Origin of the sequence: Flavobacterium myungsuense, assembly GCF_042677265.1 — a bacterium.
Taxonomy (GTDB): Bacteria; Bacteroidota; Bacteroidia; order Flavobacteriales; family Flavobacteriaceae; genus Flavobacterium; species Flavobacterium myungsuense.
On sequence record NZ_JBHTIZ010000026.1, the window covers coordinates 62,120 to 87,954 of the forward strand.

The 25,835-nt window shown below is 33.0% G+C and carries 28 protein-coding genes; 24 read left to right on the forward strand and 4 right to left on the reverse strand.

Annotated elements, in window-relative coordinates:
* Positions 1 to 27: 27 nt before the first annotated feature.
* The 19 genes from ACFQ0S_RS10490 (at position 28) to ACFQ0S_RS10580 (ending at position 17,271) form a co-directional block, all read left to right on the forward strand.
* A complete protein-coding gene (locus ACFQ0S_RS10490) occupies positions 28 to 228 on the forward strand; it encodes a cold-shock protein (RefSeq protein WP_151106850.1) in 201 nt (66 codons plus the stop codon).
* A 277-nt stretch (positions 229 to 505) separates the two neighbouring features.
* Complete coding sequence (locus ACFQ0S_RS10495) at positions 506 to 871, forward strand: NADH-quinone oxidoreductase subunit A (protein ID WP_379757334.1); 366 nt, start codon at positions 506 to 508, stop codon at positions 869 to 871.
* 74 nt (positions 872 to 945) lie between these two features.
* Positions 946 to 1,494: an NADH-quinone oxidoreductase subunit B gene (locus tag ACFQ0S_RS10500; protein ID WP_151106852.1), complete on the forward strand. Its 549-nt coding sequence runs from the start codon at positions 946 to 948 to the stop codon at positions 1,492 to 1,494.
* Between the two features lie 4 nt (positions 1,495 to 1,498).
* Entirely contained in the window at positions 1,499 to 2,017 is a 519-nt protein-coding gene (locus tag ACFQ0S_RS10505; protein ID WP_379757338.1) for an NADH-quinone oxidoreductase subunit C, read from the forward strand.
* A gap of 26 nt (positions 2,018 to 2,043) precedes the next feature.
* The gene (locus tag ACFQ0S_RS10510) at positions 2,044 to 3,282 is read left to right on the forward strand and encodes an NADH-quinone oxidoreductase subunit D (protein ID WP_379757341.1); all 1,239 of its coding nucleotides are present in this window, start codon (positions 2,044 to 2,046) and stop codon (positions 3,280 to 3,282) included.
* Positions 3,283 to 3,285: 3 nt separating this feature from the next.
* Positions 3,286 to 3,816, forward strand: coding sequence for a complex I 24 kDa subunit family protein (locus ACFQ0S_RS10515; protein WP_379757344.1), 531 nt, complete (start codon positions 3,286 to 3,288; stop codon positions 3,814 to 3,816).
* A gap of 1 nt (position 3,817) precedes the next feature.
* A complete protein-coding gene (gene nuoF / locus ACFQ0S_RS10520; protein WP_379757347.1) occupies positions 3,818 to 5,185 on the forward strand; it encodes an NADH-quinone oxidoreductase subunit NuoF in 1,368 nt (455 codons plus the stop codon).
* A 6-nt stretch (positions 5,186 to 5,191) separates the two neighbouring features.
* Positions 5,192 to 5,947 carry a hypothetical protein gene (locus ACFQ0S_RS10525; RefSeq protein ID WP_379757350.1) on the forward strand — a complete coding sequence of 252 codons (756 nt, stop codon included), beginning with the start codon at positions 5,192 to 5,194 and terminating at the stop codon, positions 5,945 to 5,947.
* A 90-nt stretch (positions 5,948 to 6,037) separates the two neighbouring features.
* A complete protein-coding gene (locus ACFQ0S_RS10530) occupies positions 6,038 to 7,087 on the forward strand; it encodes a 2Fe-2S iron-sulfur cluster-binding protein (RefSeq protein ID WP_379757353.1) in 1,050 nt (349 codons plus the stop codon).
* On the forward strand, positions 7,080 to 8,132 hold the full coding sequence (nuoH, locus tag ACFQ0S_RS10535; RefSeq protein WP_379757356.1) for an NADH-quinone oxidoreductase subunit NuoH: 1,053 nt from the start codon (positions 7,080 to 7,082) through the stop codon (positions 8,130 to 8,132). Before ACFQ0S_RS10530 ends, nuoH begins: the two co-directional genes overlap by 8 nt.
* Positions 8,133 to 8,244: 112 nt before the next feature.
* Positions 8,245 to 8,790, forward strand: coding sequence for a NuoI/complex I 23 kDa subunit family protein (locus ACFQ0S_RS10540; protein WP_379757359.1), 546 nt, complete (start codon positions 8,245 to 8,247; stop codon positions 8,788 to 8,790).
* Complete coding sequence (locus ACFQ0S_RS10545; protein ID WP_379757363.1) at positions 8,790 to 9,302, forward strand: NADH-quinone oxidoreductase subunit J family protein; 513 nt, start codon at positions 8,790 to 8,792, stop codon at positions 9,300 to 9,302. Before ACFQ0S_RS10540 ends, ACFQ0S_RS10545 begins: the two co-directional genes overlap by 1 nt.
* Position 9,303: 1 nt before the next feature.
* Complete coding sequence (gene nuoK / locus ACFQ0S_RS10550) at positions 9,304 to 9,624, forward strand: NADH-quinone oxidoreductase subunit NuoK (RefSeq protein WP_151106862.1); 321 nt, start codon at positions 9,304 to 9,306, stop codon at positions 9,622 to 9,624.
* A gap of 6 nt (positions 9,625 to 9,630) precedes the next feature.
* A complete protein-coding gene (gene nuoL, locus ACFQ0S_RS10555) occupies positions 9,631 to 11,514 on the forward strand; it encodes an NADH-quinone oxidoreductase subunit L (RefSeq protein WP_379757366.1) in 1,884 nt (627 codons plus the stop codon).
* A gap of 10 nt (positions 11,515 to 11,524) precedes the next feature.
* A complete protein-coding gene (locus ACFQ0S_RS10560; RefSeq protein ID WP_379757369.1) occupies positions 11,525 to 12,964 on the forward strand; it encodes a complex I subunit 4 family protein in 1,440 nt (479 codons plus the stop codon).
* A gap of 11 nt (positions 12,965 to 12,975) precedes the next feature.
* Positions 12,976 to 14,346 carry an NADH-quinone oxidoreductase subunit N gene (locus ACFQ0S_RS10565; RefSeq protein ID WP_379757372.1) on the forward strand — a complete coding sequence of 457 codons (1,371 nt, stop codon included), beginning with the start codon at positions 12,976 to 12,978 and terminating at the stop codon, positions 14,344 to 14,346.
* A gap of 128 nt (positions 14,347 to 14,474) precedes the next feature.
* Positions 14,475 to 15,470 (forward strand): Gfo/Idh/MocA family protein, encoded by a 996-nt coding sequence (locus ACFQ0S_RS10570; RefSeq protein ID WP_379757375.1) that lies wholly within the window; start codon positions 14,475 to 14,477, stop codon positions 15,468 to 15,470.
* A 95-nt stretch (positions 15,471 to 15,565) separates the two neighbouring features.
* Positions 15,566 to 16,840 (forward strand): Y-family DNA polymerase, encoded by a 1,275-nt coding sequence (locus ACFQ0S_RS10575; protein WP_379757378.1) that lies wholly within the window; start codon positions 15,566 to 15,568, stop codon positions 16,838 to 16,840.
* Positions 16,831 to 17,271: a LexA family protein gene (locus ACFQ0S_RS10580; protein WP_379757381.1), complete on the forward strand. Its 441-nt coding sequence runs from the start codon at positions 16,831 to 16,833 to the stop codon at positions 17,269 to 17,271. The genes ACFQ0S_RS10575 and ACFQ0S_RS10580 overlap by 10 nt, the downstream gene beginning before the upstream one ends.
* 174 nt (positions 17,272 to 17,445) lie before the next feature.
* On the opposite strand, the gene ACFQ0S_RS10585 is transcribed toward ACFQ0S_RS10580, so the two are convergent.
* The 3 genes from ACFQ0S_RS10585 to ACFQ0S_RS10595 form a co-directional block, all read right to left on the reverse strand.
* Positions 17,446 to 18,105 (reverse strand): aspartate kinase, encoded by a 660-nt coding sequence (locus tag ACFQ0S_RS10585; RefSeq protein ID WP_379757384.1) that lies wholly within the window; start codon positions 18,103 to 18,105, stop codon positions 17,446 to 17,448.
* A 65-nt stretch (positions 18,106 to 18,170) separates the two neighbouring features.
* On the reverse strand, positions 18,171 to 18,530 hold the full coding sequence (locus ACFQ0S_RS10590) for a YraN family protein (protein WP_379757387.1): 360 nt from the start codon (positions 18,528 to 18,530) through the stop codon (positions 18,171 to 18,173).
* Between the two features lie 7 nt (positions 18,531 to 18,537).
* The gene (locus tag ACFQ0S_RS10595; RefSeq protein ID WP_379757390.1) at positions 18,538 to 19,509 is read right to left on the reverse strand and encodes a S66 peptidase family protein; all 972 of its coding nucleotides are present in this window, start codon (positions 19,507 to 19,509) and stop codon (positions 18,538 to 18,540) included.
* Positions 19,510 to 19,661: 152 nt separating this feature from the next.
* Between ACFQ0S_RS10595 and metG the strand changes: the two genes are divergently transcribed.
* The 4 genes from metG (at position 19,662) to ACFQ0S_RS10615 (ending at position 24,591) form a co-directional block, all read left to right on the forward strand.
* Positions 19,662 to 21,752, forward strand: a complete 2,091-nt coding sequence (gene metG / locus ACFQ0S_RS10600; protein WP_379757393.1) for a methionine--tRNA ligase — start codon at positions 19,662 to 19,664, stop codon at positions 21,750 to 21,752.
* A 51-nt stretch (positions 21,753 to 21,803) separates the two neighbouring features.
* On the forward strand, positions 21,804 to 23,309 hold the full coding sequence (locus ACFQ0S_RS10605) for a hypothetical protein (protein ID WP_379757396.1): 1,506 nt from the start codon (positions 21,804 to 21,806) through the stop codon (positions 23,307 to 23,309).
* 12 nt (positions 23,310 to 23,321) lie between these two features.
* Entirely contained in the window at positions 23,322 to 24,014 is a 693-nt protein-coding gene (locus tag ACFQ0S_RS10610) for an HAD family hydrolase (protein ID WP_379757399.1), read from the forward strand.
* Positions 24,015 to 24,078: 64 nt separating this feature from the next.
* Positions 24,079 to 24,591, forward strand: coding sequence for a ferritin (locus ACFQ0S_RS10615; RefSeq protein WP_379757402.1), 513 nt, complete (start codon positions 24,079 to 24,081; stop codon positions 24,589 to 24,591).
* 324 nt (positions 24,592 to 24,915) lie between these two features.
* Here ACFQ0S_RS10615 and ACFQ0S_RS10620 read toward each other — a convergent pair whose 3' ends face one another.
* Complete coding sequence (locus ACFQ0S_RS10620; protein ID WP_379757405.1) at positions 24,916 to 25,248, reverse strand: single-stranded DNA-binding protein; 333 nt, start codon at positions 25,246 to 25,248, stop codon at positions 24,916 to 24,918.
* A gap of 228 nt (positions 25,249 to 25,476) precedes the next feature.
* Between ACFQ0S_RS10620 and ACFQ0S_RS10625 the strand changes: the two genes are divergently transcribed.
* Positions 25,477 to 25,827: a hypothetical protein gene (locus ACFQ0S_RS10625; RefSeq protein WP_379757408.1), complete on the forward strand. Its 351-nt coding sequence runs from the start codon at positions 25,477 to 25,479 to the stop codon at positions 25,825 to 25,827.
* Positions 25,828 to 25,835: the final 8 nt, after the last annotated feature.

Consider the following 25,835-nt stretch of genomic DNA (forward strand, 5'->3'; position numbering starts at 1 on the left):
CATTATAAATTATTTATTACTATTACAATGCGTACAGGTACAGTTAAATTTTTCAATGAATCTAAAGGTTACGGATTCATTACAGACGAAGAAACAGGAAAAGACATTTTTGTTCATGCTTCAGGAATCAACGCGGAAGAACTTCGTGAAGGTGACAGAGTGAGCTATGAAGAAGAAGAAGGTAGAAAAGGGAAAGTTGCTGCCAAAGTAGCAGTTCTTGAGGACTAAAATATATAGATTATTTTTGTTACCCAAAATTTTTAAACGTTTCGATTTACTTCGAAACGTTTTTTTTTGATAAATAAATAAAACTATTTTCTTTCAATAACTATGATAATCAACAAAGGTTAAAAAGTTCTTAAACCAAACTTAATTTGTTATTTATAATTAATAAAAATTGTAAATTTACCGCTTAACTGATAAAAGGATTTTTCAATTTTTATTGCTAATTAATTATTGACTGTTATCTTTGTGGCAAAAATAAAATTGAATTAAAAATTACTTTATGCATTCAACTCAATTAGATTATTTTCCTATATTACTTCAATTCATTTTAGCTGTCGGTTTTGTTGTTGGAATGATTATTATTTCTGGTAAATTAGGCCCAAAAAGAAATTCAGCAATAAAAGATAAAAACTTTGAGTGCGGCATAGAATCTATAGGAAACGCACGTATTCCTTTTTCTGTAAAATATTTTCTAGTCGCAATTTTGTTTGTTCTATTCGATGTAGAGGTAATCTTTCTTTATCCTTGGGCAATAAACTTCAAGGAATTGGGAATGGAAGGAATGGTTAAAATGGTCTTATTTATGGCTTTGCTTTTAGTTGGTTTTTTCTATATCATCAAAAAGAAAGCATTAGAATGGGAATAAAAAATTAAGATTTAATAGAAATGGTTTGTTTTTAGTATTAATCCTAAATTTAAATCCTAAATCTAAAATTAAATATGAGTGATTCAAATATAAATATGGTTGCGCCACCTGAAGGAGTTGTTGGGGAAGGTTTTTTTGCAACAAAACTAAACGATGTAGTAGGATTAGCTAGAGCCAATTCACTTTGGCCGTTGCCATTTGCCACTTCCTGTTGTGGAATTGAATTTATGGCAACAATGGCGTCACATTATGATTTAGCACGTTTTGGTTCTGAAAGAGTAAGTTTTTCGCCTCGTCAGGCCGATATGCTAATGGTGATGGGAACTATTTCTAAAAAAATGGGACCTATTTTACGTCAAGTATACGAGCAAATGGCTGAACCACGTTGGGTAATTGCCGTTGGAGCTTGTGCTTCATCTGGAGGAATTTTTGACACATATTCTGTATTGCAAGGTATAGATAAGGTAATTCCTGTAGATGTATACGTGCCAGGTTGCCCGCCAAGACCAGAACAAATTGTAGACGGCGTAATGAAATTGCAGGAATTAGTTAGAACAGAATCTGTTCGAAGAAGAAGCTCTCCTGAGTATCAAGAATTATTAGCCTCATATAACATCAAATAACGAAATGGCTTTAGAAAATTCAGACATTCAAAATAAATTAACCGAAACATTTGGTGAAAATGTTTTCAATTTTCAACAAGAAAAAGACATTTTTTCTTTTGAAATAAAATCGGATAAAAACACAGCAGTGATTTTATTTCTAAAAAACGACCCAACTTTACGATTCCATTTTTTAACCGACTTGTGTGGTATTCATTATCCAGATAATGATGAGAATCATCAGTTTGCAGTAGTGTATCATTTGCATAATTGGTACGAAAACAAACGAATTAAAATCAAAGCCTATCTTAACGAAACTCCTTCTATAAAAACAATTTCAAACATTTTCCTAAGCTCCAATTGGATGGAAAGAGAAACTTGGGATTTTTATGGTATTGATTTTATTGGTCACCCGCAATTGAAACGTATTTTGAATATGGATGAAATGATTTCGCATCCAATGCGAAAAGAATTTCCGATGGAGGATTCAGGAAGAACAGATAAAGACGATCGTTTCTTTGGAAGAACAACAACTAATAGCTAAAAAATATAATTTTTCACATTCTATAAATGTCAGAACTATTATTACCACCAGAGCATCGATATGCTAAAATTATAAAAGAGAAACTAAATGATGACGGAAGCGAGCTTTCCATTCTGAATTTAGGACCGACTCATCCTGCAACACATGGCATTTTTCAAAATATTTTGTTGATGGATGGAGAACGAATTCTTGAAGCCGAACCAACTATTGGTTACATTCATCGTGCGTTTGAAAAAATTGCTGAAAACCGCCCATTTTACCAAATCACGCCTCTTACTGACAGAATGAACTATTGCTCCTCTCCTATTAATAATATGGGGTGGTGGATGACTTTAGAAAAATTACTAGACATTGAGGTTCCTAAAAGAGCACAATATCTTAGGGTTATTGTAATGGAGTTAGCAAGAATTACCGATCATTTAATCTGTAATTCTATACTTGGTGTAGATACTGGTGCCTATACTGGCTTCTTGTATGTTTTTCAATTTAGAGAAAAAGTATACGAAATCTACGAAGAAATTTGTGGTGCACGTTTAACTACAAACATGGGAAGAATTGGTGGTTTCGAAAGAGATTGGTCGCCAAAAGCCTTTGAGTTATTAAATACATTCCTTGAAGAATTTCCGGTTGCTTGGAAAGAATTCGAAAACTTATTTGAAAGAAATAGAATTTTCATTGATAGAACTGTAAATGTAGGAGCAATCTCTGCCGAAAAAGCCATGGCTTACGGATTTACTGGTCCAAATTTACGTGCAGCAGGTGTCGACTATGATGTTCGAGTTGCACAACCTTATTCTTCTTATGAAGATTTTGATTTTATTGTTCCCGTAGGAAAATCAGGTGACACTTACGATCGTTTTTGTGTTCGTAATGCCGAAGTTTGGGAATCATTAAGTATCATTAAGCAAGCCTTAGCAAAAATGCCAGCTGGTAACGAATATCACGCTGACGTTCCAGATTACTATCTTCCTCCAAAAGAAGATGTATATCATAATATGGAATCATTGATTTATCATTTTAAAATTGTAATGGGAGAAGTTCCTGTTCCAGTTGCCGAAATTTACCATCCCGTAGAAGGAGGAAACGGAGAAATAGGTTTTTATCTAGTTACCGATGGAAGTAGAACTCCTTATAGATTACATTTCAGAAGACCTTGCTTTATTTATTATCAAGCCTATCCAGAAATGATAAAAGGAGCATTATTATCTGATGCGATAGTAATTTTGTCAAGTTTAAATGTTATTGCTGGAGAATTAGACGCATAAATTATGGAACATACACACTACAAACAAGAAATAAATATAACTGATGCATTGATGACTCGAATCAATGAATTGATTAGTCATTATCCAGAAGATAAAATAAAATCGGCTTTATTGCCAGTTTTACATGAAGTTCAAGATGCCCATGACAATTGGTTGAGCATCGAATTGCAAAATAAAGTTGCCGAAATACTTAAAATAAAGCCTATTGAAGTATATGAAGTGGTAACTTTCTATACCATGTTTAATCAACGTCCCATAGGAAAATACATGTTCGAATTTTGTCAAACTTCTCCTTGTTGCTTAAACGGCGTGGAAGATTTGATGGATTATACCTGTTCTAAATTAGGCGTAAAAATAGGAGAACCAACATCTGATGGTCTATTTGAAGTTCGTGGAGTAGAATGTTTAGGTGCTTGTGGTTATGCCCCAATGATGCAATTGGGAGATTTTTACAAGGAACATTTGAATAAAGAAAAAGTAGATCAACTAATTGCTGATTGTAAAGACAATAAAATAGTTTTACACGATAAATAATATGTCACAAAAAATATTATTAGACAAAATAAACGTTCCCGGAATTAAAACCTACGAAGTGTATCGCAAAGAAGGCGGGTATGCATCTGTAGAAAAAGCCATAAAAAAAATGACTCCTGATGAAGTAGTCGAAGAAGTAAAAACTTCTGGATTACGAGGTCGTGGTGGAGCTGGTTTTCCAGCTGGAATGAAATGGAGTTTCATTGATAAAAAATCTGGGAAGCCAAGACATTTGGTTTGCAATGCTGATGAATCAGAACCAGGCACTTTTAAAGACCGATATTTGATGGAATTTATTCCTCACTTATTGATTGAAGGGATGATTACATCTAGTTATGCTTTAGGAGCAAATCTATCCTATATCTATATTCGCGGAGAGTATATGTGGGTTTATAAAATTTTAGAAAAAGCCATTGCAGAAGCAAAAGCTGCAGGTTGGTTAGGAAAAAATATTTTAGGTTCAGGTTACGATTTAGATTTGTACGTTCAAATTGGTGGAGGTGCCTACATCTGTGGAGAAGAAACCGCATTAATTGAATCTTTGGAAGGAAAAAGAGGAAATCCTCGTATTAAACCACCTTTTCCAGCAGTTTCAGGACTTTGGGCAAATCCAACAGTAGTAAATAATGTAGAAACTATTGCCGCTGTGCCATGGATTGTGAATAATTCTGGTGCCGATTATGCAAAAATTGGTATTGGGCGTTCTACTGGAACTAAATTAATTTCGGCTTCAGGACATATCAAAAACCAAGGTGTTTACGAAATTGAATTGGGATTAAGTGTTTATGAGTTTATGAATTCTGATGAGTATTGTGGTGGAATGAGTTCAGACAGACCTTTGAAAGCATTCGTGCCGGGAGGAAGTTCTGTGCCGGTTTTACCAGCCCATTTAATATACAAAACTGCCACTGGAGAAGATCGATTAATGTCCTATGAATCTTTATCCGATGGGGGATTTGCAACTGGATCTATGTTAGGATCTGGAGGATTTATTGTTTATAACGACACTTCTTGCATCGTTCGTAATACTTGGAATTTTTCTCGTTTTTACCACCATGAAAGCTGTGGACAATGTTCACCTTGTCGTGAAGGAACAGGTTGGATGGAAAAAGTATTGCACAGAATAGAAAACGGTCACGGTCGTGAAGAAGATATTGATTTGCTTTTGAGTATTCAAAGTAAAATTGAAGGAAATACCATTTGTCCGCTAGGAGATGCGGCAGCTTGGCCAGTGGCAGCAGCAATTCGTCACTTTAGAGAGGAGTTTGAATACCACATCCGTTTCCCAGAAAAAATAAAAAATAGAGACCATTTTGTTGCAGAGCCATTTGAAAGTGTAAAGCACATGATAACTAAGGAAACAGTTTAAAATATTATGAAAGAATTTATAAAGTATATTTTTATAGTAATAATTGTAATTTGTTTTTTTGAGTCCTGTAGTAAATCTGATGATGATAATGACTCTAAAAAGAAAGTTATTGCAAAAATTACATTAAAATCATTAGATGATATTGATAATGGTGTGGAAATATATGCTAATCAAACTTTTAATTTTTCATATGTAAATGGGGAAGTAAGTAAAATTGAATCAGATAATTACGTGACTTCCTTTAATTATGACAATAAAAAACTATTAAGTGTAACATATGGTAAGGAAAATATAGATACAAAAAAAATAAGCTATTCCAATAACAAAATAATACAAACTATGACATTGGAAACAATGACTGAATTCTTTTATGATGAAGCAAATAAATTAAATGAAATACAATCATCATATATAGAAAGCAATTTTTTAAAAAAGTATAGCACTAAATATTTTTTTTTAGAAAACAATATAATTAGAACTTATAAAGAGCCTTTTATAAATCCTAATGTTGAAGAAATAACTTATAAATATGACAACAAAAACAATCCTTATAAGAATCATAATATTAATTTCAGATTAATATGGGGATTTGAGACATATAATCTCTCCGAAAATAATGCAATTGAAGAAATTAATGGAAATAAAACTATAGATTATTCGATAATTTATGATTCTGAAGATTATCCTATAAAAGTAACAGGAACTGATAAAAAAACAGGAGAGTTATGGACAGAATATACATATGAATATATAAAGATATAAAACAAAATAAAGCAGTTTCAAGTTTCGAATTTTTTTAGTTTCAATTTAAAAACCTGAAACTTAAAACCTGAAACTTAAAAATAAAATGAAATGAAAGTAACGATAGACGGTCATAGTATAGAAGTAGCGCCAGGAACAACCATCCTACAAGCTGCACGCATGATTGGTGGAGAAGTAGTTCCGCCAGCGATGTGTTATTATTCAAAACTAAAAGGAAGCGGAGGAAAATGTCGTTGTTGTTTGGTTGAAGTAGCAAAAGGAAGTGAAGCAGACCCAAGACCCATGCCAAAATTAATGGCATCTTGCGTAACGGGCTGCATGGACGGTATGGAAGTAAATAGTAAATCATCTCCTAGAGTACAAGAAGCAAGAAAATCAGTAACGGAATTTTTGTTGATTAACCACCCTTTGGATTGCCCTGTTTGTGATCAGGCTGGAGAATGTGATTTGCAAAATTTAAGTTTCGAACACGGAAAATCTGAAACTCGTTTTATAGAAGAAAAAAGAACTTTTGAACCAGAAGATATTGGTCCAAATATTCAACTGCACATGAATCGTTGTATTTTGTGTTACCGTTGTGTAATGGTTGCCGATCAATTAACTGACAATCGTGTTCACGGTGTGATGGACAGAGGTGATCATTCTAATATTTCAACCTGTATTTCAAAAGCGATTGACAATGAATTTTCAGGAAACATGATTGATGTTTGTCCTGTGGGTGCCTTGACAGACAAAACTTTCCGATTCAAATCGAGAGTTTGGTTTAACAAACCCTATAATGCACATCGAGATTGCGACAAATGTTGCGGAAAAACTACGGTATGGATGTTTGGAGACGAAATACAAAGAGTTACAGGCCGAAAAGACGAATACCACGAAGTAGAAGAATTTATTTGTAACGGTTGTCGTTTTGACCATAAAGACATTAATGATTGGGTAATTGAAGGGCCAAGAAAATTTGAAAAAGATTCTGTTATTAACCAAAATAATTATACTCAAAAATTGAACAAGGTAGAAATTGCTACTGAAAAAACGATTTTGATGGGTAGAGATATAGATCGTAAAAAAATCAGTATGCCAGCCATTGCTTTGACAGAAGAGGACATTATTAACCAACAAAGCTTAAGCGATAATGAATAGTACACTTATTATAGACAAAAGCGTTATTGTTTTTATAGTTTTTGCTGTCACCATGCTTATGGCTATGTATTCTACATGGGCAGAACGTAAAGTAGCTGCTTGGTTACAAGACCGAATTGGACCAAACAGAGCGGGTCCTTTAGGGCTTTTACAGCCTCTTGCTGATGGCATGAAGTTGTTTGCAAAAGAAGAGTTTGAACCCAATACTCCAAATAGATTTTTGTTTTTTGTTGGACCTGCAATTGCCATGAGCACCGCATTAATGACAAGTGCTGTAATTCCTTGGGGCGATAAATTTCACTTATTTGGAAGAGATATAATCTTACAAGCAGCTGATATTGATGTCGCTTTATTGTATATTTTCGGAGTGCTTTCTGTTGGTGTTTACGGAATAATGATTGGCGGCTGGGCATCAAACAATAAGTTTTCATTAATAGGTGCAGTTCGTGCCGCTTCTCAAATGGTATCGTATGAAATTGCCATGGGTCTTTCTGTTATAGCTTTGTTAATGATGACAGGTACTTTGAGCTTGAGAGAGATTTCTGCACAACAAGCGGGAATGAATTGGAATGTGTTTTATCAACCGCTTTCTTTTTTAATATTTTTGATTTGTGCTTTTGCAGAAACCAATAGAACTCCTTTTGACTTAGCAGAATGTGAAACTGAACTTATTGGAGGCTATCATACCGAATATTCGTCGATGAAAATGGGATTCTTTTTATTTGCTGAGTATGCCAATATGTTTATATCCGCAGCTATTTTGTCTATTTTGTTCTTTGGCGGATACAATTATCCTGGAATGAGTTGGGTTATTGAAAATTGGGGCGGAAACCTAGCCAATGTTTTAGGAATCGTTGCTTTGTTTATTAAAATTTGTGGGTTTATATTTTTCTATATGTGGGTACGTTGGACGATTCCGAGATTTAGATACGACCAATTAATGCATTTAGGATGGAGAATATTGATTCCGCTTTCGATTATTAATATTGTAATTACTGGAATTGTAATTTTGAGAGCAGATATCGCTGCCTATTTTGGGTTTTAAATAAAATTGTATTGGGCTAGCCCTGATAGCAGTGAAAATCCTTTTGTGCCGGAGTTCGGCAAAAAAGATTGTAACGAATAGCAGGATTAGCTTCAAAAAAATAAAAATAAAAATGTCAATAGAAACTATATCATTATCGGGCAGAAAAAAAGTGGTCTCAAATAAAGAGATGACTTTTTTAGAACGCTTGTATCTTGTAGCCATTATTAAAGGTTTATGGATAACCATTAAGCATTTGTTTACTAGAAAAGTAACGATTCAATATCCTGAACAGGTAAGAACCATGAGTCCTGTTTATCGCGGTCAACACATGTTGAAAAGAGATGAACAAGGTAGAGAAAACTGTACTGCTTGTGGTTTGTGCGCCTTGTCTTGTCCTGCCGAAGCTATAACGATGACCGCTGCTGAGCGCAAATCTGACGAAAAACATCTGTATAGAGAGGAAAAATATGCTTCTATATATGAAATCAATATGTTGCGTTGTATTTTCTGCGGTTTGTGTGAAGAAGCTTGCCCGAAAGACGCTGTTTATTTAACTACTTCGAAAGTATTGGTACCTTCAAGTTACGAAAGAGAAGATTTTATTTTTGGAAAAGATAAATTAGTTATGCCTTTAGAAATGGCACTTAAAAATACTCAACTTAAAAACGCTAACTAATGTCAATTGTACTTATACTATTTTGTATATTATCTGCGGTAACTTTAGCCACAGCCTTTCTTACTATTTTTAGTAGAAACCCTATACATAGCGCCATTTATTTGGTTATTTGTTTTTTTTCTATTGCGGGACATTATTTGCTGATGAATTCTCAGTTTCTAGCAATTGTGCACGTTATTGTATATTCGGGCGCTATAATGATTTTGTTTTTATTTACCATCATGCTGATGAATTTGAATAAAGAAAATGAAGTTCATAAACCTAGAATTACCCGTTTAGGAGCTATTGTTTCTTTTTGTTTAATATGTTTTGTGCTTATTCTTATTTTTATAAATTCAAATCCTATTGTTGGAGAATATATAACTACTGGCGAAGATTTTCAATCTATAAAAGTACTTGGAAAAGTGTTGTTAAATGAATATATGGTTCCGTTTGAATATGCATCGATATTGCTTTTAGTTGCCATGATTGGAACTGTTTTATTGTCTAAAAAAGAAAAACTAGAAAAATAGTATGAACAATATTTTAAACCAAATAGGTATTGAAAATTATATTTTCCTATGCGTAATACTTTTCTGTATTGGCGTTTTTGGAGTATTATACAGACGAAATGCCATTATTGTATTTATGTCAATAGAAATCATGTTAAATGCTGTTAACTTATTATTTGTAGCCTTTTCTACCTACCATCAAGATGCACAAGGTCAAATTTTTGTGTTCTTTTCGATGGCAGTTGCTGCAGCAGAAGTAGCCGTTGGTTTGGCAATTTTAGTGTCAATATTTAGAAATTCAGGCACAATTGATGTGGCTAATTTAAAAAACTTAAAAGGATAATTTTCAATGGATACCAATTTAGCTTTAGTCTTACTTTTAACTCCTTTGCTTGGATTTCTAATCAATGTTTTCTTTGGTAAACAATTAGGAAAATCAGTTTCAGGCACAATCGGGACACTTACAATTGTTGTTTCATTTGTGGCTTCGATTTATTTTTTCTTACAAATAAACCAAAGCAAACAACCAATAACTATAGATTTATTCGATTGGATGACTATTAGTAATTTTAAAGTTAACTTTGGATTGCTACTAGACCAATTGTCGATTTTATGGTTGCTTTTTGTAACCGGAATTGGTTCATTGATTCATTTGTATTCCATAAGTTATATGCATGATGATGAAAACATACATAAATTTTTTGCTTATTTGAATTTATTCGTATTCTTCATGATTACTCTAGTTATTGGAAGTAACTTATTAGTAATGTTTATTGGTTGGGAAGGCGTTGGTCTTTGTTCGTATCTATTAATAGGATTTTGGCATAAAAACCAAGAGTATAACGATGCCGCTAAGAAAGCCTTCATCATGAATAGAATTGGAGATTTAGGTTTATTAATTGGAATATTTATTTTAGGAGTATTGTTTTCAACCGTAGATTTTACAACTTTAAAAACTTCTATAGAAACTACTACAACTCTAAATTCGTATTGGATTGGAATCGCTGCATTTGCATTGTTTATTGGAGCTTGCGGAAAATCAGCGCAAATACCATTATATACTTGGTTGCCAGACGCTATGGCTGGCCCAACACCTGTTTCTGCTTTAATTCACGCTGCTACAATGGTTACTGCGGGAATCTTCATGGTTTCAAGATTAAATTTCCTATTCGATTTAGTACCAAATATACAAAACATTATTGCCATTGTTGGAGCTATTACAGCTTTAGTAGCAGCAACAATTGGTTTAGTTCAGAATGATATTAAAAAAGTTTTGGCCTACTCTACCGTTTCACAATTAGGACTTATGTTTTTGGCTTTAGGGGTTGGCGCCTATGAAGTAGCCATATTTCATGTTATTACCCATGCATTCTTTAAAGCTTGCTTGTTCTTAGGTTCAGGTTCAGTAATACATGCTTTACACGGTGAGCAAGACATGCGAAAAATGGGCGGATTGAAAAAGGTTATGCCAATTACTTATCTGACAATGTTAGTTTCATCATTAGCCATATCAGGAGTTCCTTTATTCTCAGGTTTTTTCTCAAAAGACGAAATTTTATTGGTAGCTTTTGAACATAGCATCCCGCTTTGGATTATTGCTTCTATTGCTTCAATAATGACAGCGTTTTATATGTTTAGGTTGATGTTTCTAACGTTCTTCAACACCTTTAGAGGAACCGAAGAACAAAAACATCATTTACACGAAAGCCCTAGTTTGATTACTTATCCATTGATTGTTTTAGCAATACTTGCCACTATTGGAGGTTTGATTAGCTTACCGGGTCACAGTTGGTTAAATGAATACCTTATTCCAATTTTACCCAAATTAGCTACAGCCGAGCATCATTTAGATGCAACAGCATATATTCTTATGACTATTGCCGTAATTGGAGGAATCGTAGGTATTGTTTTAGCCTATATTAAATACAACAAACAAAATACTGTGCCAGAATCAGACGAAGCTATTATAGGTTTCTCTAAAGTTTTATACAACAAATATTATGTGGATGAGGCTTATACTGTTCTTTTTGTAAACCCTATAAATGCATTGTCACGCTTTTTTAGAGATTATATTGAAACTTTTATTTCGTCTCTTATTTTTGGATTAGGAAAAGTAACCATTGCATTAAGTGCTCAAGGCAGAAAACTACATAATGGTAGTATTGGACTGTATCTTTTTGTTTTTGTTATTGGAATATGCGCCATAATTTCTTATTTATTTTTAGCTCAATAATTCTTTTATTATGAATGTAACTCTTATATTAATTTTACTTTTAGTTGGCTCATTTGCAACTTTCTTAGCAGGAGATAAACTCGCCTCTAAGATAGCATTGTTCTTTAGTGTATTGTCTCTAGGCTATTCTATAGTATTATTAAATCTTTTTAATGCTGGCGAGAATATTAGTTTTATAAGCCAATGGATAGCTCAGCCTAATATTTCTTTTGCACTAAAAGCAGATGGTCTTTCGCTAGCCATGATTTTATTGACAACTGTTTTAACGCCTTTGATCATTTTTTCTTCTTTTGGCAATGAATATAAAAACTCCAAATCGTTTTATGCTTTAATCTTATTTATGGCATTTGCAATGGTTGGAACCTTTCTTGCTGCTGACGGTTTGTTGTACTATATTTTTTGGGAATTAGCATTAATACCTATATACTTTATTGCGCTTTTGTGGGGTAATGGCGATGCCGAAGATCGTAAAAAAGCGGTTGTAAAATTCTTTATCTACACTTTAGCCGGATCATTATTTATGCTAGTGGGTTTCGTTTATTTATACCAAAAAGCAGGAAGTTTACTACTCGATGATTTGTATAAATTACAATTATCCGATGCAGAACAATTATGGATATTCTTAGGTTTCTTTTTAGCGTATGCTATCAAAATTCCGATTATACCTTTTCATACTTGGCAAGCAAAAGTGTATCAGAAAGCACCAACCGTTGGAACTATGTTGTTATCTGGAATAATGCTTAAAATGGGATTGTACAGCATCATTCGTTGGCAGTTACCGATTGCCCCATTAGCTTCAAAACAGTATCTATTTATTTTTGTTGGACTAGGAATTGCAGGAGTTATTTACGGATCGATTGTTGCTCTACGCCAAAAAGATTTAAAAAAATTATTGGCTTATTCTTCGTTAGCTCACGTAGGATTAATTGCTGCAGGAACCTATACCCTTACTCTTGATGGATTGCGAGGAGCTGTTTTGCAAATGATAGCGCATGGTTTCGTAGTAGTTGGATTATTCTTTGCTGCAGAAATCATTTATAGAAGATATGAAACTAGAACCATTGCAGAAATGGGTGGTATTCGCTCTCAATCGCCAAAATTTACTTCAATGTTTATGATATTAGTATTAGCATCAGTTGCTTTGCCTTCTACGTTTAACTTTATTGGAGAATTTACTGTACTATATAGTTTATTTCAAATAAATATTTGGTTTGCTATTTTAGGCGGAACAACAATCATTTTGGGGGCATATTACATGTTGAAAATGTTTCAACACGTTATGTTAGGAGCAACAAATTCGAAAATTTTTGCAGATGTAACTATCAATGAAGGAATAACATTGATTACAATTATTGCTGTTTTATTCTTCTTCGGATTGTATCCAAAACCTATCACAGATTTGATAACACCAAGTCTAGAAAATATCCTAACTATAATAAACCGTAACTAGTCAAATAAAAAATGAATACATTAATAGCTATAACAGGATTAGGTGTTTTATGCCTTTTATTTGAAATTTTTAACCTAAGAAAGGGAATTATTCCAATTACAGTTATTGGATTATTAGCCATCCTTGGATTAACAGTATCGGAATTTAATACTCCAGGAAGTTTTTATCACAATATGATTGTAGTAAACAAATTTTCAGTGGCTTTTTCGAGTCTATTTATAGTGCTGACAATATTCTTAGTGACATTAAGCCATAATTTTTATGAAAATCATCAAACAAAACTATCCGATTATATTGCCATAAAAATATTTTTATTATCTGGTGCTGTTGCGATGGTTTCTTTTGGAAATTTAGCGATGTTCTTTTTAGGCATCGAAGTTTTATCCATATCCTTATACATTCTAGCGGCAAGCAATCGTTTGAACTTAAAAAGTAATGAAGCTGGAATGAAATACTTTCTAATGGGATCTTTTGCTTCAGGAATTATATTGTTCGGTATCTGTTTGATTTATGGAGCGATGGGAAGTTTCGATGTTGTTGAAATTAATGAGTTATCACAATCGGCCGAATTGCCTATTTGGTTTCCAATAGGTATTGCAATGGTAACCATCGGAATGCTTTTCAAAATAGCTGCAGTTCCGTTTCATTTTTGGGCACCCGATGTTTATGAAGGTTCCCCAGCGCTTACAACTGCAACAATGAGCACCCTTGCTAAAGTGGTGGCAATGGCCACTCTATTCAAATTACTAGTGGCAATGAATGCAGATATCTCTTATTCTTTTCAAATCATCATTGTGGTAATCTCAATTGCTTCTATGACCGTTGGAAATATTATGGCGTTACGACAAGCAAATGTAAAACGAATGCTGGCTTTTTCAGGGATTTCTCATGCAGGATTTATGTTAATGACCTTGTTGAGTTTATCCTCTTCGGCAAGTAGTTTATTGTATTATGCTTCGGCATATACGCTATCAGGAATTGCTGCATTTAGTGTTCTCTTATACGTTTGTAAAAATAGAGACAATGAAGATATTGTCAACTTCCATGGATTAGGAAAAACCAATCCGTTACTAGCAGCGATACTGACAGGTGCATTACTTTCTATGGCAGGAATTCCTATTTTCTCAGGATTTTTTGCTAAGCTAATCTTGTTTAATCAAACTATTCAAGCAGGCTATTTAGTGGTGGTAATCGCTGCAGTTATTAACTCCATTATAAGTGTGGGTTATTATTTTAAACTTATTTTGGCCATGTATACAAAAGAGCCTAACGAAACACGAACAGGAACGCCAATACTTATTTATGCTGTTGCCGTAATTGCAATTGTATTAAATATTGCTTTGGGATTATTTCCTTCACTAGTATTAGATGTATTAGGATAAATTTTATTCAAAATAGACTTAGAACCATCCCATACAAGGATGGTTTTTTATTGGATTGAATCAACACTTAACTTTTTAAATTAAATTTGTTTCTAAATAGTTTCCAAAACACAAAACATCTCAAAACAATGAATGATAATAATACTCTGAAAAATATTCGTTGGGGCATTTTAGGATGCGGAAATGTTACCGAAATAAAAAGTGGCCCTGCTTACCAAAAAACAGAAGGATTTCAGGTCGTTGCTGTAATGAGAAGAGATGCTGTGAAGGCTGCCGATTATGCTCAAAGACATGGAATTAGTAAATATTACACAGATGCAGATGCACTAATTAATGACCCAGAAATTGATGCCATATATATTGCTACTCCTCCTGACAGTCATAAATATTACGGACTAAAAGTAGCTCAAGCAGGAAAGATCTGTTGCATAGAAAAACCCCTTTCACCCAGTTATAAAGATAGTTTAGCCATTTGCGAAGCTTTTCAAGAAAAAAATATTCCGCTTTTTGTTGCCTATTACAGACGTTCGTTACCGCGTTTTAATCAAATAAAAAAATGGATTATCAACAATGACATTGGAACCATAAGACATATTAGATGGCATTTAAGTAAATCGGCGTCTCCATTAGATTTAAGTAAAAACTACAATTGGCGTACCGATGCAACTATAGCAACTGGAGGCTATTTTGATGACTTAGCCAGTCACGGCCTTGACCTATTTACTTATCTTTTAGGAAACATAAAAGACGTTTCAGGCATCAGCGTCAACCAACAAAATTTATATTCTGCTAAGGATGCCATAACCGCTTGTTGGCTTCATGAATCGGGAGTTACAGGATCGGGGAGTTGGAATTTTGGCTGTAGTACTCGAGAAGATATTGTAGAAATTTTTGGGAGTTCTGGTAAAATAACATTCTCCGTTTTCAATGATGAACCTTTGCTATTGTTAAACGAAAAAGGAAAAACCGAACTCTTCATCGAAAATCCTGAAAACATACAATTGTATCATGTAGAAAATATGCGCAATCATCTTTTGGGTAAAACAATACATCCTTCTAGCGGGCGAACTGCGGCACATACTAACTGGGTTATGGATAAAATTATTGGGAATCATTTGGAGTAAAATGATTACTTCTATTCATTTTTACTTATCAACAATCCAAAAAAATTAACTTTTGTCGTTCTGTAACATAATTGACTATTCTGTAAATTTACAAGATGTATGCTTTAGTCGATTGTAACAATTTTTATGCTTCGTGCGAACGGGTATTTCAGCCTCAATATATTGGGAAACCAGTCGTTATTTTGTCTAATAATGACGGTTGTGTCATTTCAAGAAGTAACGAAGCCAAGGCTGCTGGTGTTGCTATGGGTACGCCAGAATTTAAAATCAGAGACTTAATCAAAGAAAAAAATATAAAAGTATTCTCTTCCAATTATCCTTTATATGGTGACTTGAGCAATCGTGTGATGAAAACTTTAGAAGGGTTTACACCAAATCTTGAAATTTACAGCATCGATGAGGCTTTTCTAAACTTCAACGGAATGCGAATTACCAATTATCACGATTATGGGTTACAAATAAAAAATCGAGTACAAAAATGGGTAGGCATCCCTACTTGTATTGGATTTGCACCTACAAAAGCGCTTTCAAAAGTAGCCAATAGAATTGCTAAAAAATTTCAACAACGAACACAAGGAGTCTACGTAATAGATACTGACGAAAAACGCATCAAAGCGTTGAAGTGGACTAAAATTGAAGATGTATGGGGAATAGGTTTTCGTTTAAGAAAAAAAATGATTGCCCACAATATTCTTACCGCTTACGATTTTACAAAACCGCAACATGAGGCTTGGATTAAAAAAGAGATGGGAGTTATTGGCATGAGATTAAAATATGAATTAGAAGGAAAATCTGTTTTAGAATTAGAACCCATTCGAGAGCAGAAAAAAAGTATTGCAACCACAAGAAGTTTTCCAAAACAAATTTCAGAATTTGATGACTTACGAGAACGCATAGCGACATTTTCGGCAGTTTGTGCCGAAAAATTACGCAAACAAAAATCGTGTTGTCATACTATTATTGTGATGTTAGTCATTGATAAACATAAATATGAATCTCAAAAATATTATTTCAACAAAGCAGTAACTTTACCTTATGCAACCAACTCGACTCTAACGATTTCAAATGTAGCCATATCCATGTTAAAGGATTTGTATAAAGGAAATGAGGGTGTAAAATTCAAAAAAGCAGGAGTAATAGTTACCGAGTTAATTGATGAAGACAAAAAGCAATTGCAATTGTTTGAAGAAGAAAATCCGAAACATTTGGCATTAATGAAGGCTATGGATTTTTTAAATGCTAAAATTAGTGACCGAAAAGTAAAATTAGGCACACAAAATTTGAATCTAACTTGGAATATGAAGCAAAATCATTTGTCACCAAGATTTACCACACGATTTAACGAAATTCTAGAAATAAAATGCCTTTAAAAAAAGATCCAACACTATCATTTTTTCGTCCTGATTTCGAAAGTGACATCAGAATTCCTTATATAAAAGAAGGAGTTTCTGCTGGATTTCCTTCGCCTGCCACCGATTTTACAGAAAACAATATCGATTTAAATAAAGAATTGTGTAAAAATCCTTTGTCTACATTTTACATCAAAGTCAAAGGCAATTCTATGATAAATGCAGGCATAAACGATAAAGACATTTTAATAGTTGATAAAAGTCTGGAGCCAAAAAATAACAAAATAGCGGTTTGTTTCATCGATGGAGAGTTTACCGTAAAACGAATTAATGTAGAAAAAGAAGGCGTGTACTTAATGCCCGAAAACGAAAACTACCAACCCATAAAAGTAACCGATGAAAACGAGTTAGTTATATGGGGAATAGTTACTTATGTGATTAAAACTTTGTAATGTTTTCTAGAGCAATGTTGTAAAAGCAGTTAATTTTTTCATTTATTGAAATTTCATCCATCTGAAAAAAGTATGAAACGAATTTCAATAAAGTTTTAGAAACATCCAGTTTTATAATGACTTACGTCATTTTACCAGATATTTTTGACTATTAAACCTTACATAATTTTCAAACTACAAAGATTTTAAATCCTTAATGACTCTAAAGGCAACGTCAACCACATCTTCACTTACTAAAATAGTAAACTCATTTGAGGTAGAAATTACTTCGTTTATTATAATTCCTTCCCACGCCAATCGCTGGAAAATAAAATAGTAAATTCCCGGAATTACCACATTATCATTAGGAAGTTTTACAGTAATCGATGCTAGATTTTCTAATTTTTGAACCATTTTTTCATTAGCAAAATGTTTGTCTACTAAATGACTGACACTTTCACTAATGATAATATTGGTTTCGCTAACACCTCTTGAGGAGGTGTAAAAAATATCCGAATAATTATGAATCTCCGTAATTAATTCAGCTTGATTGTTTAATATACTATCTGAAACCGCAAAGGCATAATCTGTTAGTGATGAACGAACGGTTATCTCTCCTAAATTTTTTAAAACTTTTACAATTTTGTGATTTAGCCTAAAATCTAAATCTACCGAAAGTCTTTTTAATGCCATTACAATAGCACCTTGTTTTACTTCTTTCCCAAACTCACTTTCCAACTCTACCATCATATTTCTAGATAAAGAAGTTAAGTTAATTATTCCTTGTGACAAGGCACTTAATAAAAAAGGTTTGGTTTTAATGTAGTTTTCTACGATAGAAGAGACCGTTTTCATGTTTTTTTTGTTTGAAATAGATTGCAAATGTATTTAAAAAAACATTTTGTTACAAATAAAACATTTTAAAAATAATGAAAAGCGTCTTCTAAATGCTCTATTATGAATTTTTTTCCTTCTTTGTGTAAAGCGATAATGTCAAAACGAACTTCTAGTTCCAAATCATTGGAAATAACATATTCATTTACGGCTTTTACTAAAAGTTGAATTTTCTTAGGTTTTACAAAATCTTGCGGTAAACCAAAATCGATACTCGATCGGGTTTTTACCTCAACAACGGCTAAAATAGTTTCTTTTTGAGCAATAATATCTATTTCTGCTTTTTGAAAAGTCCAGTTCGTTTCTAGAATGGCATAGCCGTTTTTTTGCAAGTACTCGACAGCAAGTGACTCTCCTAGTTTTCCTAGTTCGTTGTGTTCGGCCATTTATTGATTATTCAAATTTTAGAATCGTATTTTTATCATTTGCATCAAGTGAAACTTTTCTTCCAAAAACCAAGGTGTTGTTATTGTGAATGTGACCTGAAGGGAAATTATAAACCACAGGAAAATTATAATTTTTAGTAATGTCAGCAATAATTTGATTAGCTGTTTTTCCCCAAGGAATTTCGTTATCATGCATTTTTATAAAACTTCCAACAACTAATCCTTTTAAACCATCGAAACAACCGCAACGTTTTAAACTCAACATCATTCTGTCTATATGATACAAATATTCATCTAAATCTTCAAGAAAAAGTATCTTTCCTCTACAATCAATTTGCGATTTTGAACCCATTAAACTGTATAAAATAGATAAATTACCACCTAGCAATTCGCCAGTAACTTTTCCGAGTTTATTTTCGTTTTCGCAAGGCACCGTATAACTAAGTGGCAATCCAAAAAGTGCTTTTCGAAGCGTTTCTTCCACTTCTGGTGATGCTTTTTCTACATTTACAGGCATAATTCCGTGAATGGTTGCAAAACCCAAATTATTTAAATGACTGTGTAAAACGGTAACATCGCTAAAACCAACAATCCATTTTGGATTATTTATAAATTTAGAAAAATCAACTAAATCAATCATTCTTGCTGTTCCGTATCCTCCACGAACACACCAAATAGCATGAATATTTGGATTGTCAATCATGTTTTGAAAATCAGAAGCACGCTGCTCATCAGTTCCAGCCAACTGATTGTTATCTAGTCCTATAGAGTTCCCTATAACGACTTCTAAACCCCAGCTTTTTGCCAATTGAATTGCTGGTTTCAAATTATCATCAATGTTTTTTCTGGCGGTTGCTACAATAGCTATGGTATCGCCTTTTTTTAAATGGGGAGGAAGTGTCATATTTTGTTGAGCTTGGCTGTTTGACATCAAAAAAATCAATAAAAATAAAAAGCTAATTGTTTTTAGATGTATCATGTTGTTTTAAAAATCTTACGGACAAATATATAAAAAGTATGTGTAAATCAGGTTCGAATAAAAACCTTAAACCTAAGTGTCGAGACTCAAATCTATTGCTTATTTTTGCATAAATTCTGAAATATATTTTAGAAGCACATCAAACAATTTTTATGTTACAAGACCCAACCCCAGGCAACGCCAAACTCAGCGGAGCTAAAAGATTTACAATTACAGCAGCATTGCCTTATACAAACGGACCTATTCACATAGGCCATTTGGCAGGGGTTTATGTGCCAGCAGATATTTATTCTAGATATTTACGATTGCAAGGAAAAGACGTTCTATTTGTTTGCGGCAGCGACGAACACGGCGTTGCTATTTCTATGAAAGCTAAAAAAGAAGGCGTTACACCGCAAGAAGTTATAGATAAATACGATGGTATTATTCGTAAATCATTTTCGGATTTCGGAATTTCGTTTGACAATTATTCGAGAACATCGGCAAAAATTCATCACGATACCGCTTCAGAGTTTTTTAAAAAATTATACGACAATGGCGATTTTATTGAAGAAGTTACCGAACAATTATACGATGCAAAAGCCAATCAATTTTTAGCCGATCGTTTTGTAGTGGGGACTTGCCCAAAATGCGGCAACGAAGAAGCGTATGGTGACCAATGTGAAAAATGCGGTTCGACTTTGAATGCTACCGATTTAATAAATCCAAAATCGACAATTACAGGCGAAACTCCTATTTTAAAATCAACGAAACACTGGTTTTTACCTTTGAATCGGTATGAAGATTTCTTGAAAGAATGGATTCTTGTAGGACATAAAAATGACTGGAAACCCAATGTTTACGGACAAGTAAAATCATGGATTGATAGCGGATTAGAACCTCGTGCGGTAACTCGCGACCTCGATTGGGGGATTGACGTTCCTGTTGCAGGTGCTGAAGGAAAAAAATTATACGTTTGGTTTGATGCTCCAATTGGTTATATCTCGTCTACTAAAGAATGGGCGCAAAGAGAAGGAAAAGATTGGGAACCGTATTGGAAAGACCAAGACACAAAACTAGTTCATTTTATAGGTAAAGATAATATCGTTTTTCACTGTATCATTTTCCCTGCGATGCTAAAAGCAGAGGGAAGTTATATTTTGCCTGACAATGTTCCTGCAAACGAGTTCTTAAATTTAGAAGGAAACAAATTATCGACTTCAAAAAACTGGGCGGTTTGGTTGCACGAATATTTAGAAGAATTCCCAAATCAGCAAGATGTTTTGCGTTATGCATTGACATCAAATGCGCCAGAAACCAAGGATAATGATTTTACCTGGAAAGATTTTCAGGCAAGAAACAACAACGAATTGGTTGCCATTTACGGTAATTTTATAAATCGTGTGGTGGTTCTGACTAATAAATATTATGATGGAATTGTTCCAAGTCCAAACGAACTTTCAGAATTGGACGAAGCGACTTTAACTGAATTAAAAGCCTATCCAGCCGTAATTTCGAGTTCTTTAGAAAGATACCGCTTTAGAGAAGCTTTAAGCGAATTGATGAATGTAGCTCGATTGGGTAATAAATATCTCGCTGATGAAGAGCCCTGGAAAATGGTAAAAACCGACCCCGCTCGAGTGCAAACCCAGATGTATGTGGCTTTGCAAATTGCTGCGGCATTAAGTTCACTTTGCGAACCTTTTTTACCTTTTACTGCTGCAAAACTATCTAGAATCTTAAAAATTGATTCCCCATTGAATTGGAAAACAATTGCTGACACTTCTGATTTGCTTCCATCTGGACACCAAATTGGAGAAGCAGAATTGCTTTTTGCTAAAATTGAAGATGAAGAAATACAAAAACAAATAGACAAATTGGAAGCTACAAAAACCGCAAATAACGCTGAGAATAAAGTAACAGAACCACAAAAAGAATTGATTCAATTTGATGATTTCTCCAAAATGGATTTGCGGGTGGGAACGATTCTTGAGGCCGAAAAAATGCCAAAAGCCAACAAACTATTGATATTAAAAGTAGATACTGGAATTGATGTTCGTACGATTGTTTCAGGAATTGCCGAGAGTTTTAAACCAGAAGATATTATTGGGAAACGAGTGACTGTTTTAGTAAATTTAGCACCAAGAAACCTTCGAGGAGTTGAAAGCCAAGGCATGATTTTAATGACGAATTTACCAGACGGAAAATTAGTTTTCGTAAATCCTGATGCTGATGGTGTTGGGAATGGAGAGACGATTAATTAAAAAATCGTTACTAGCAGTATTACTGCGTTCAAAAAACATATATTTAAAACCATGAAAAATCTATATTTATTCTTAATGTTGTTTTCTTTATCACTAACAGCTCAAAATCACGTTGGTTCAATTGATATTGATTACAAAAATTCTTTTTATAGTGATAAAGAGTCTATAAATATTTCTAATGATAAAACTAATGAATTGGTTTTTTTAGTAGACGATACAGACAAAACGATTATCACTCTTTTAGATAATCAATTCAAAAAAATCAATACTTTGGAAACAGAAGAATTGAATAATAAGTTTAAAAAATTTATTGGATATTCCATTTCTGGAGATACCTACACTGTTTTTTTTAAAGATAATAAAGATAAAAAATTTGGTTACGTCGACTTTAATTTCAAAACCCAAAAAGTAACTCAATCCAAAATAGAATTAAAATTCGAATCAGAAAAATTTGTAGAAGGGATTACGCATAATAATATTTTTTATTTAATGACTGTGGATAAAAAAACCGATAATGTGAACTTTTATGAATTTACAAATGATAAAAGTTTTCTCAAACACCCTGTCTCTTTTTATCATGCGGTTTATACCAGCGATGGAATGGGATCAACTAAACATCCCTATGAAATATTGACTTCTAGTGCATGGAGTGGAAATAGTGGTTCGCTTACTAAAATTGATTTAAATATGCCAAATTCAATCGAAACTACATCGGATAAAGTCAAACTATATCAAATCGAGGATGAATTGATTTTTACTTTTGATAATCAGAATACCAAAACCAAAGTAATTAGTATCAATACAAAAGATTTTACGTCAAAAGAATATGATTTTGATAAACCTAAATTAATGGATGATAGTTTTTCGAGTTCTGATAATTCATTTATCAATAACGGGATACTTTACCAAGCCATTTGTTCGTCTGATGAGATGATATTAACAGTCAAATATTTAAAAAACAACAACTTGATTAAAGAATTCACAGTCTATAATGACATTGATACTATTGAATTTAAAAATTCTCCCATTATTCAAGAAAACAGTTCCATTTGGTTCAAAGACAATAAAAGAGTAAGGGAACTTGAAAAATCTTCCAAGTTTTTAAGAAAAGTGAGTAACGGTAAATTAGGAATTGTTGCTTTCCCTTTAAACAATAATATTCAGCTAACTATTGGAGGTTACACGGAACGTTCTGGCGGAGGTTTTGGAGGAATGCCAATGATGGGTGGAGGAATTCCAATGGGCGGATTTGCTTTGGGAGGCGGATTCACAGGGACAATGTCATTCAACCCGTTTATGAGTGCTTATAATAGTTATTCGTATACTAAGTCCACACGTATTGAATGTCTTTTTGACACTAGTTTTAATCATGTTGAAGGTGAAATTAGCAAAAATATTTTTGACAAAATTCATGAACACGAAAAAATTATAGAAGTAGAAAAACGTTATGATTTGGGATTAAATCGTAAAAATGTTTTTCGCCACAACAATCGTTTCTATTTGTCCTATATTGATGAAAGAAATAAAAAATATCATATCATAGAATTTTCAGAATAATATAATTCTAAAATGAAAAACCTAAAAGTAATCGCCTTCGACGCCGACGACACACTATTCGTTAACGAACCGTATTTTCAAGAAACGGAACAAAAATTTTGCGCCTTAATGCAAGATTATCTCTCGCATCAAGGTTTGTCTCAGGAATTGTTTAAAACCGAAATCGATAATTTAGATTTATATGGCTACGGGATAAAAGGCTATATTCTTTCTATGATTGAAGCTGCGATGCGTATTTCAAACAATACAATCTCTATTGAAATTATAGAACGAATTATTGAACTAGGAAAAGAATTGCTTCAAAAACCAATTGAATTGTTAGATGGTGTTGAAGATACTTTAAAAGCTTTGCATGGTAAGTACAAATTGGTAGTGGCTACAAAAGGCGACTTAAAAGACCAACAAAGCAAATTACATCGTTCAGGTCTTGGTCCTTATTTTCATCATATTGAAGTGATGGCTGACAAACAAGAAATTAATTATGAAAAATTACTAAAGCGTTTAGAAATTAAACCCAATGAATTTTTTATGATTGGAAATTCTCTAAAATCAGATGTATTGCCCGTTTTAGCTATTGGCGGTCATGCGGTTCACATTCCTTTTCATACTACTTGGGAACATGAAAAAATTAGCCATAAAGTAGAACATAAGAATTTTAGAACATTAGAAAAAATTACCGATGTTTTAAAGATTATAAAACATTAAAAAAATCTTAACTACGGTTCTTGTATTGAATTATTATTTTTAAATTTACTTAAAAAATTATATTATGTTAACTAAAAATATTGAAAACGCACTAAACAAACAAATTCGCATTGAAGCTGAATCTTCACAAACCTATCTTGCCATGGCTTGTTGGGCAGAAGTTAGCGGTTTAGAGGGGATTGCACAATTTATGTTTACCCAATCTGACGAAGAAAGAGCACACATGCTTAAATTGATAAAATATGTGAACGAACGCGGAGGTCACGCTCTAGTTTCTGAATTAAAAGCACCTACAACTACTTATGGTACTTTCAAGGAAATGTTTGAAGCTTTGTACAAACATGAAGTTTTTGTTTCGGATTCCATTAATGAATTAGTACACATTACTTTTGCTGAAAAAGATTATGCTACTCATAATTTCTTGCAATGGTATGTTGCCGAACAAATAGAAGAAGAAGCTACTGCCAAATCTATTTTAGATAAAATAAATTTAATTGGTGACGACAAAGGAGGATTGTATTTATTTGACAGAGATATACAACAAGCAGCTATAGCAGCAGCAATTCCTAAAGTGTAACTTTTTTGTTAAATTTATTTAGAATAGATAAAAATAATATATTTTTGTGCTGGAATTAAATTTTTACAATTGAGCACAAAGTCTAAAAAGAAAGATAAAATAAAAGTTCTTACTAAAATTAAGGTTTCTGAAAACTGCAAGTCTAACTGTTGTAAGAAATTTAAAAAAGGAGAAGATAAAAGATGCAAGCGATGTCCGATGTTTGATTTATTTAAAAAGGCATCATAGTTTAATAAGAAAAGGCTTTTTCACTATCGGTGAAAAAGCCTTTTTAGTTCATGGATTAATTTCTTTATAAAAATTTGAAGTTGCCAAAAGCCACTTCTATTTTCCTAACATGAGTAAATCACTCACTACAATTTCAGTAATATAACGTTTTTCTCCGTTTTTGTCCTCGTAGCTTCTGTGAGAAAGCTTTCCTTCTATAGCGACTTGATTGCCTTTAGTAACATATTTTTCAATAATTTCGGCAGTTTTTCCCCAAGCCACTACTCTATGCCATTCGGTTTGTTCTACTTTTTCTCCTTTGTCGTTTTTGTAACTGTCGTTTGTTGCGATAGTCAAATTTGCTAATTTTTTTCCTCCTTCAAGATTTTTAATTTCAGGATCATTACCTACGTTTCCGATTAACTGTACTCTGTTTTTAATTGCATTCATGGCGTGTAAAAATTTAATTGTTTATAAAAATGATTTTTGTTTCGTGTCGATATTTGTTTGATTTCGACATGGCAAAGATGCGACGGTTGCCAAAATTTATTCGGTTACTAACTGTTTACTTTCGGTTGTAATTGTTTGTAACCGTTTGTAAATGGAAAAATTTGTTTATATTTGATTGATTTTAAGTTTTTTACTGATTTTAAAATAAAACTTATAAAATAACAAAATATGACTAAAACCTGCCTAGAATGCAACGAAAAAATCATCGGTCGTGAAGATAAAAAGTTTTGTAGCGACGGTTGCCGTAATGCATACAACAACAAAATAAATAAAGACAGTACCAACTTCATGCGTAACATCAATAACAAATTGCGTAAAAATTACAGAATTCTTTCTGAAATTAACATTGAAGGGAAGTCAAAAACCACGAGAGCAAAACTTTTGAGCAAAGGTTTCGATTTCGAATTTTTTACCAATATTTTAGAAACTAAAACAGGGAATACTTATTTTTTTGTTTACGATCAAGGTTATCGTATTTTAGAAGAAGACTATTATATGTTAGTAAAAAAAGAAATATAAGAAACATC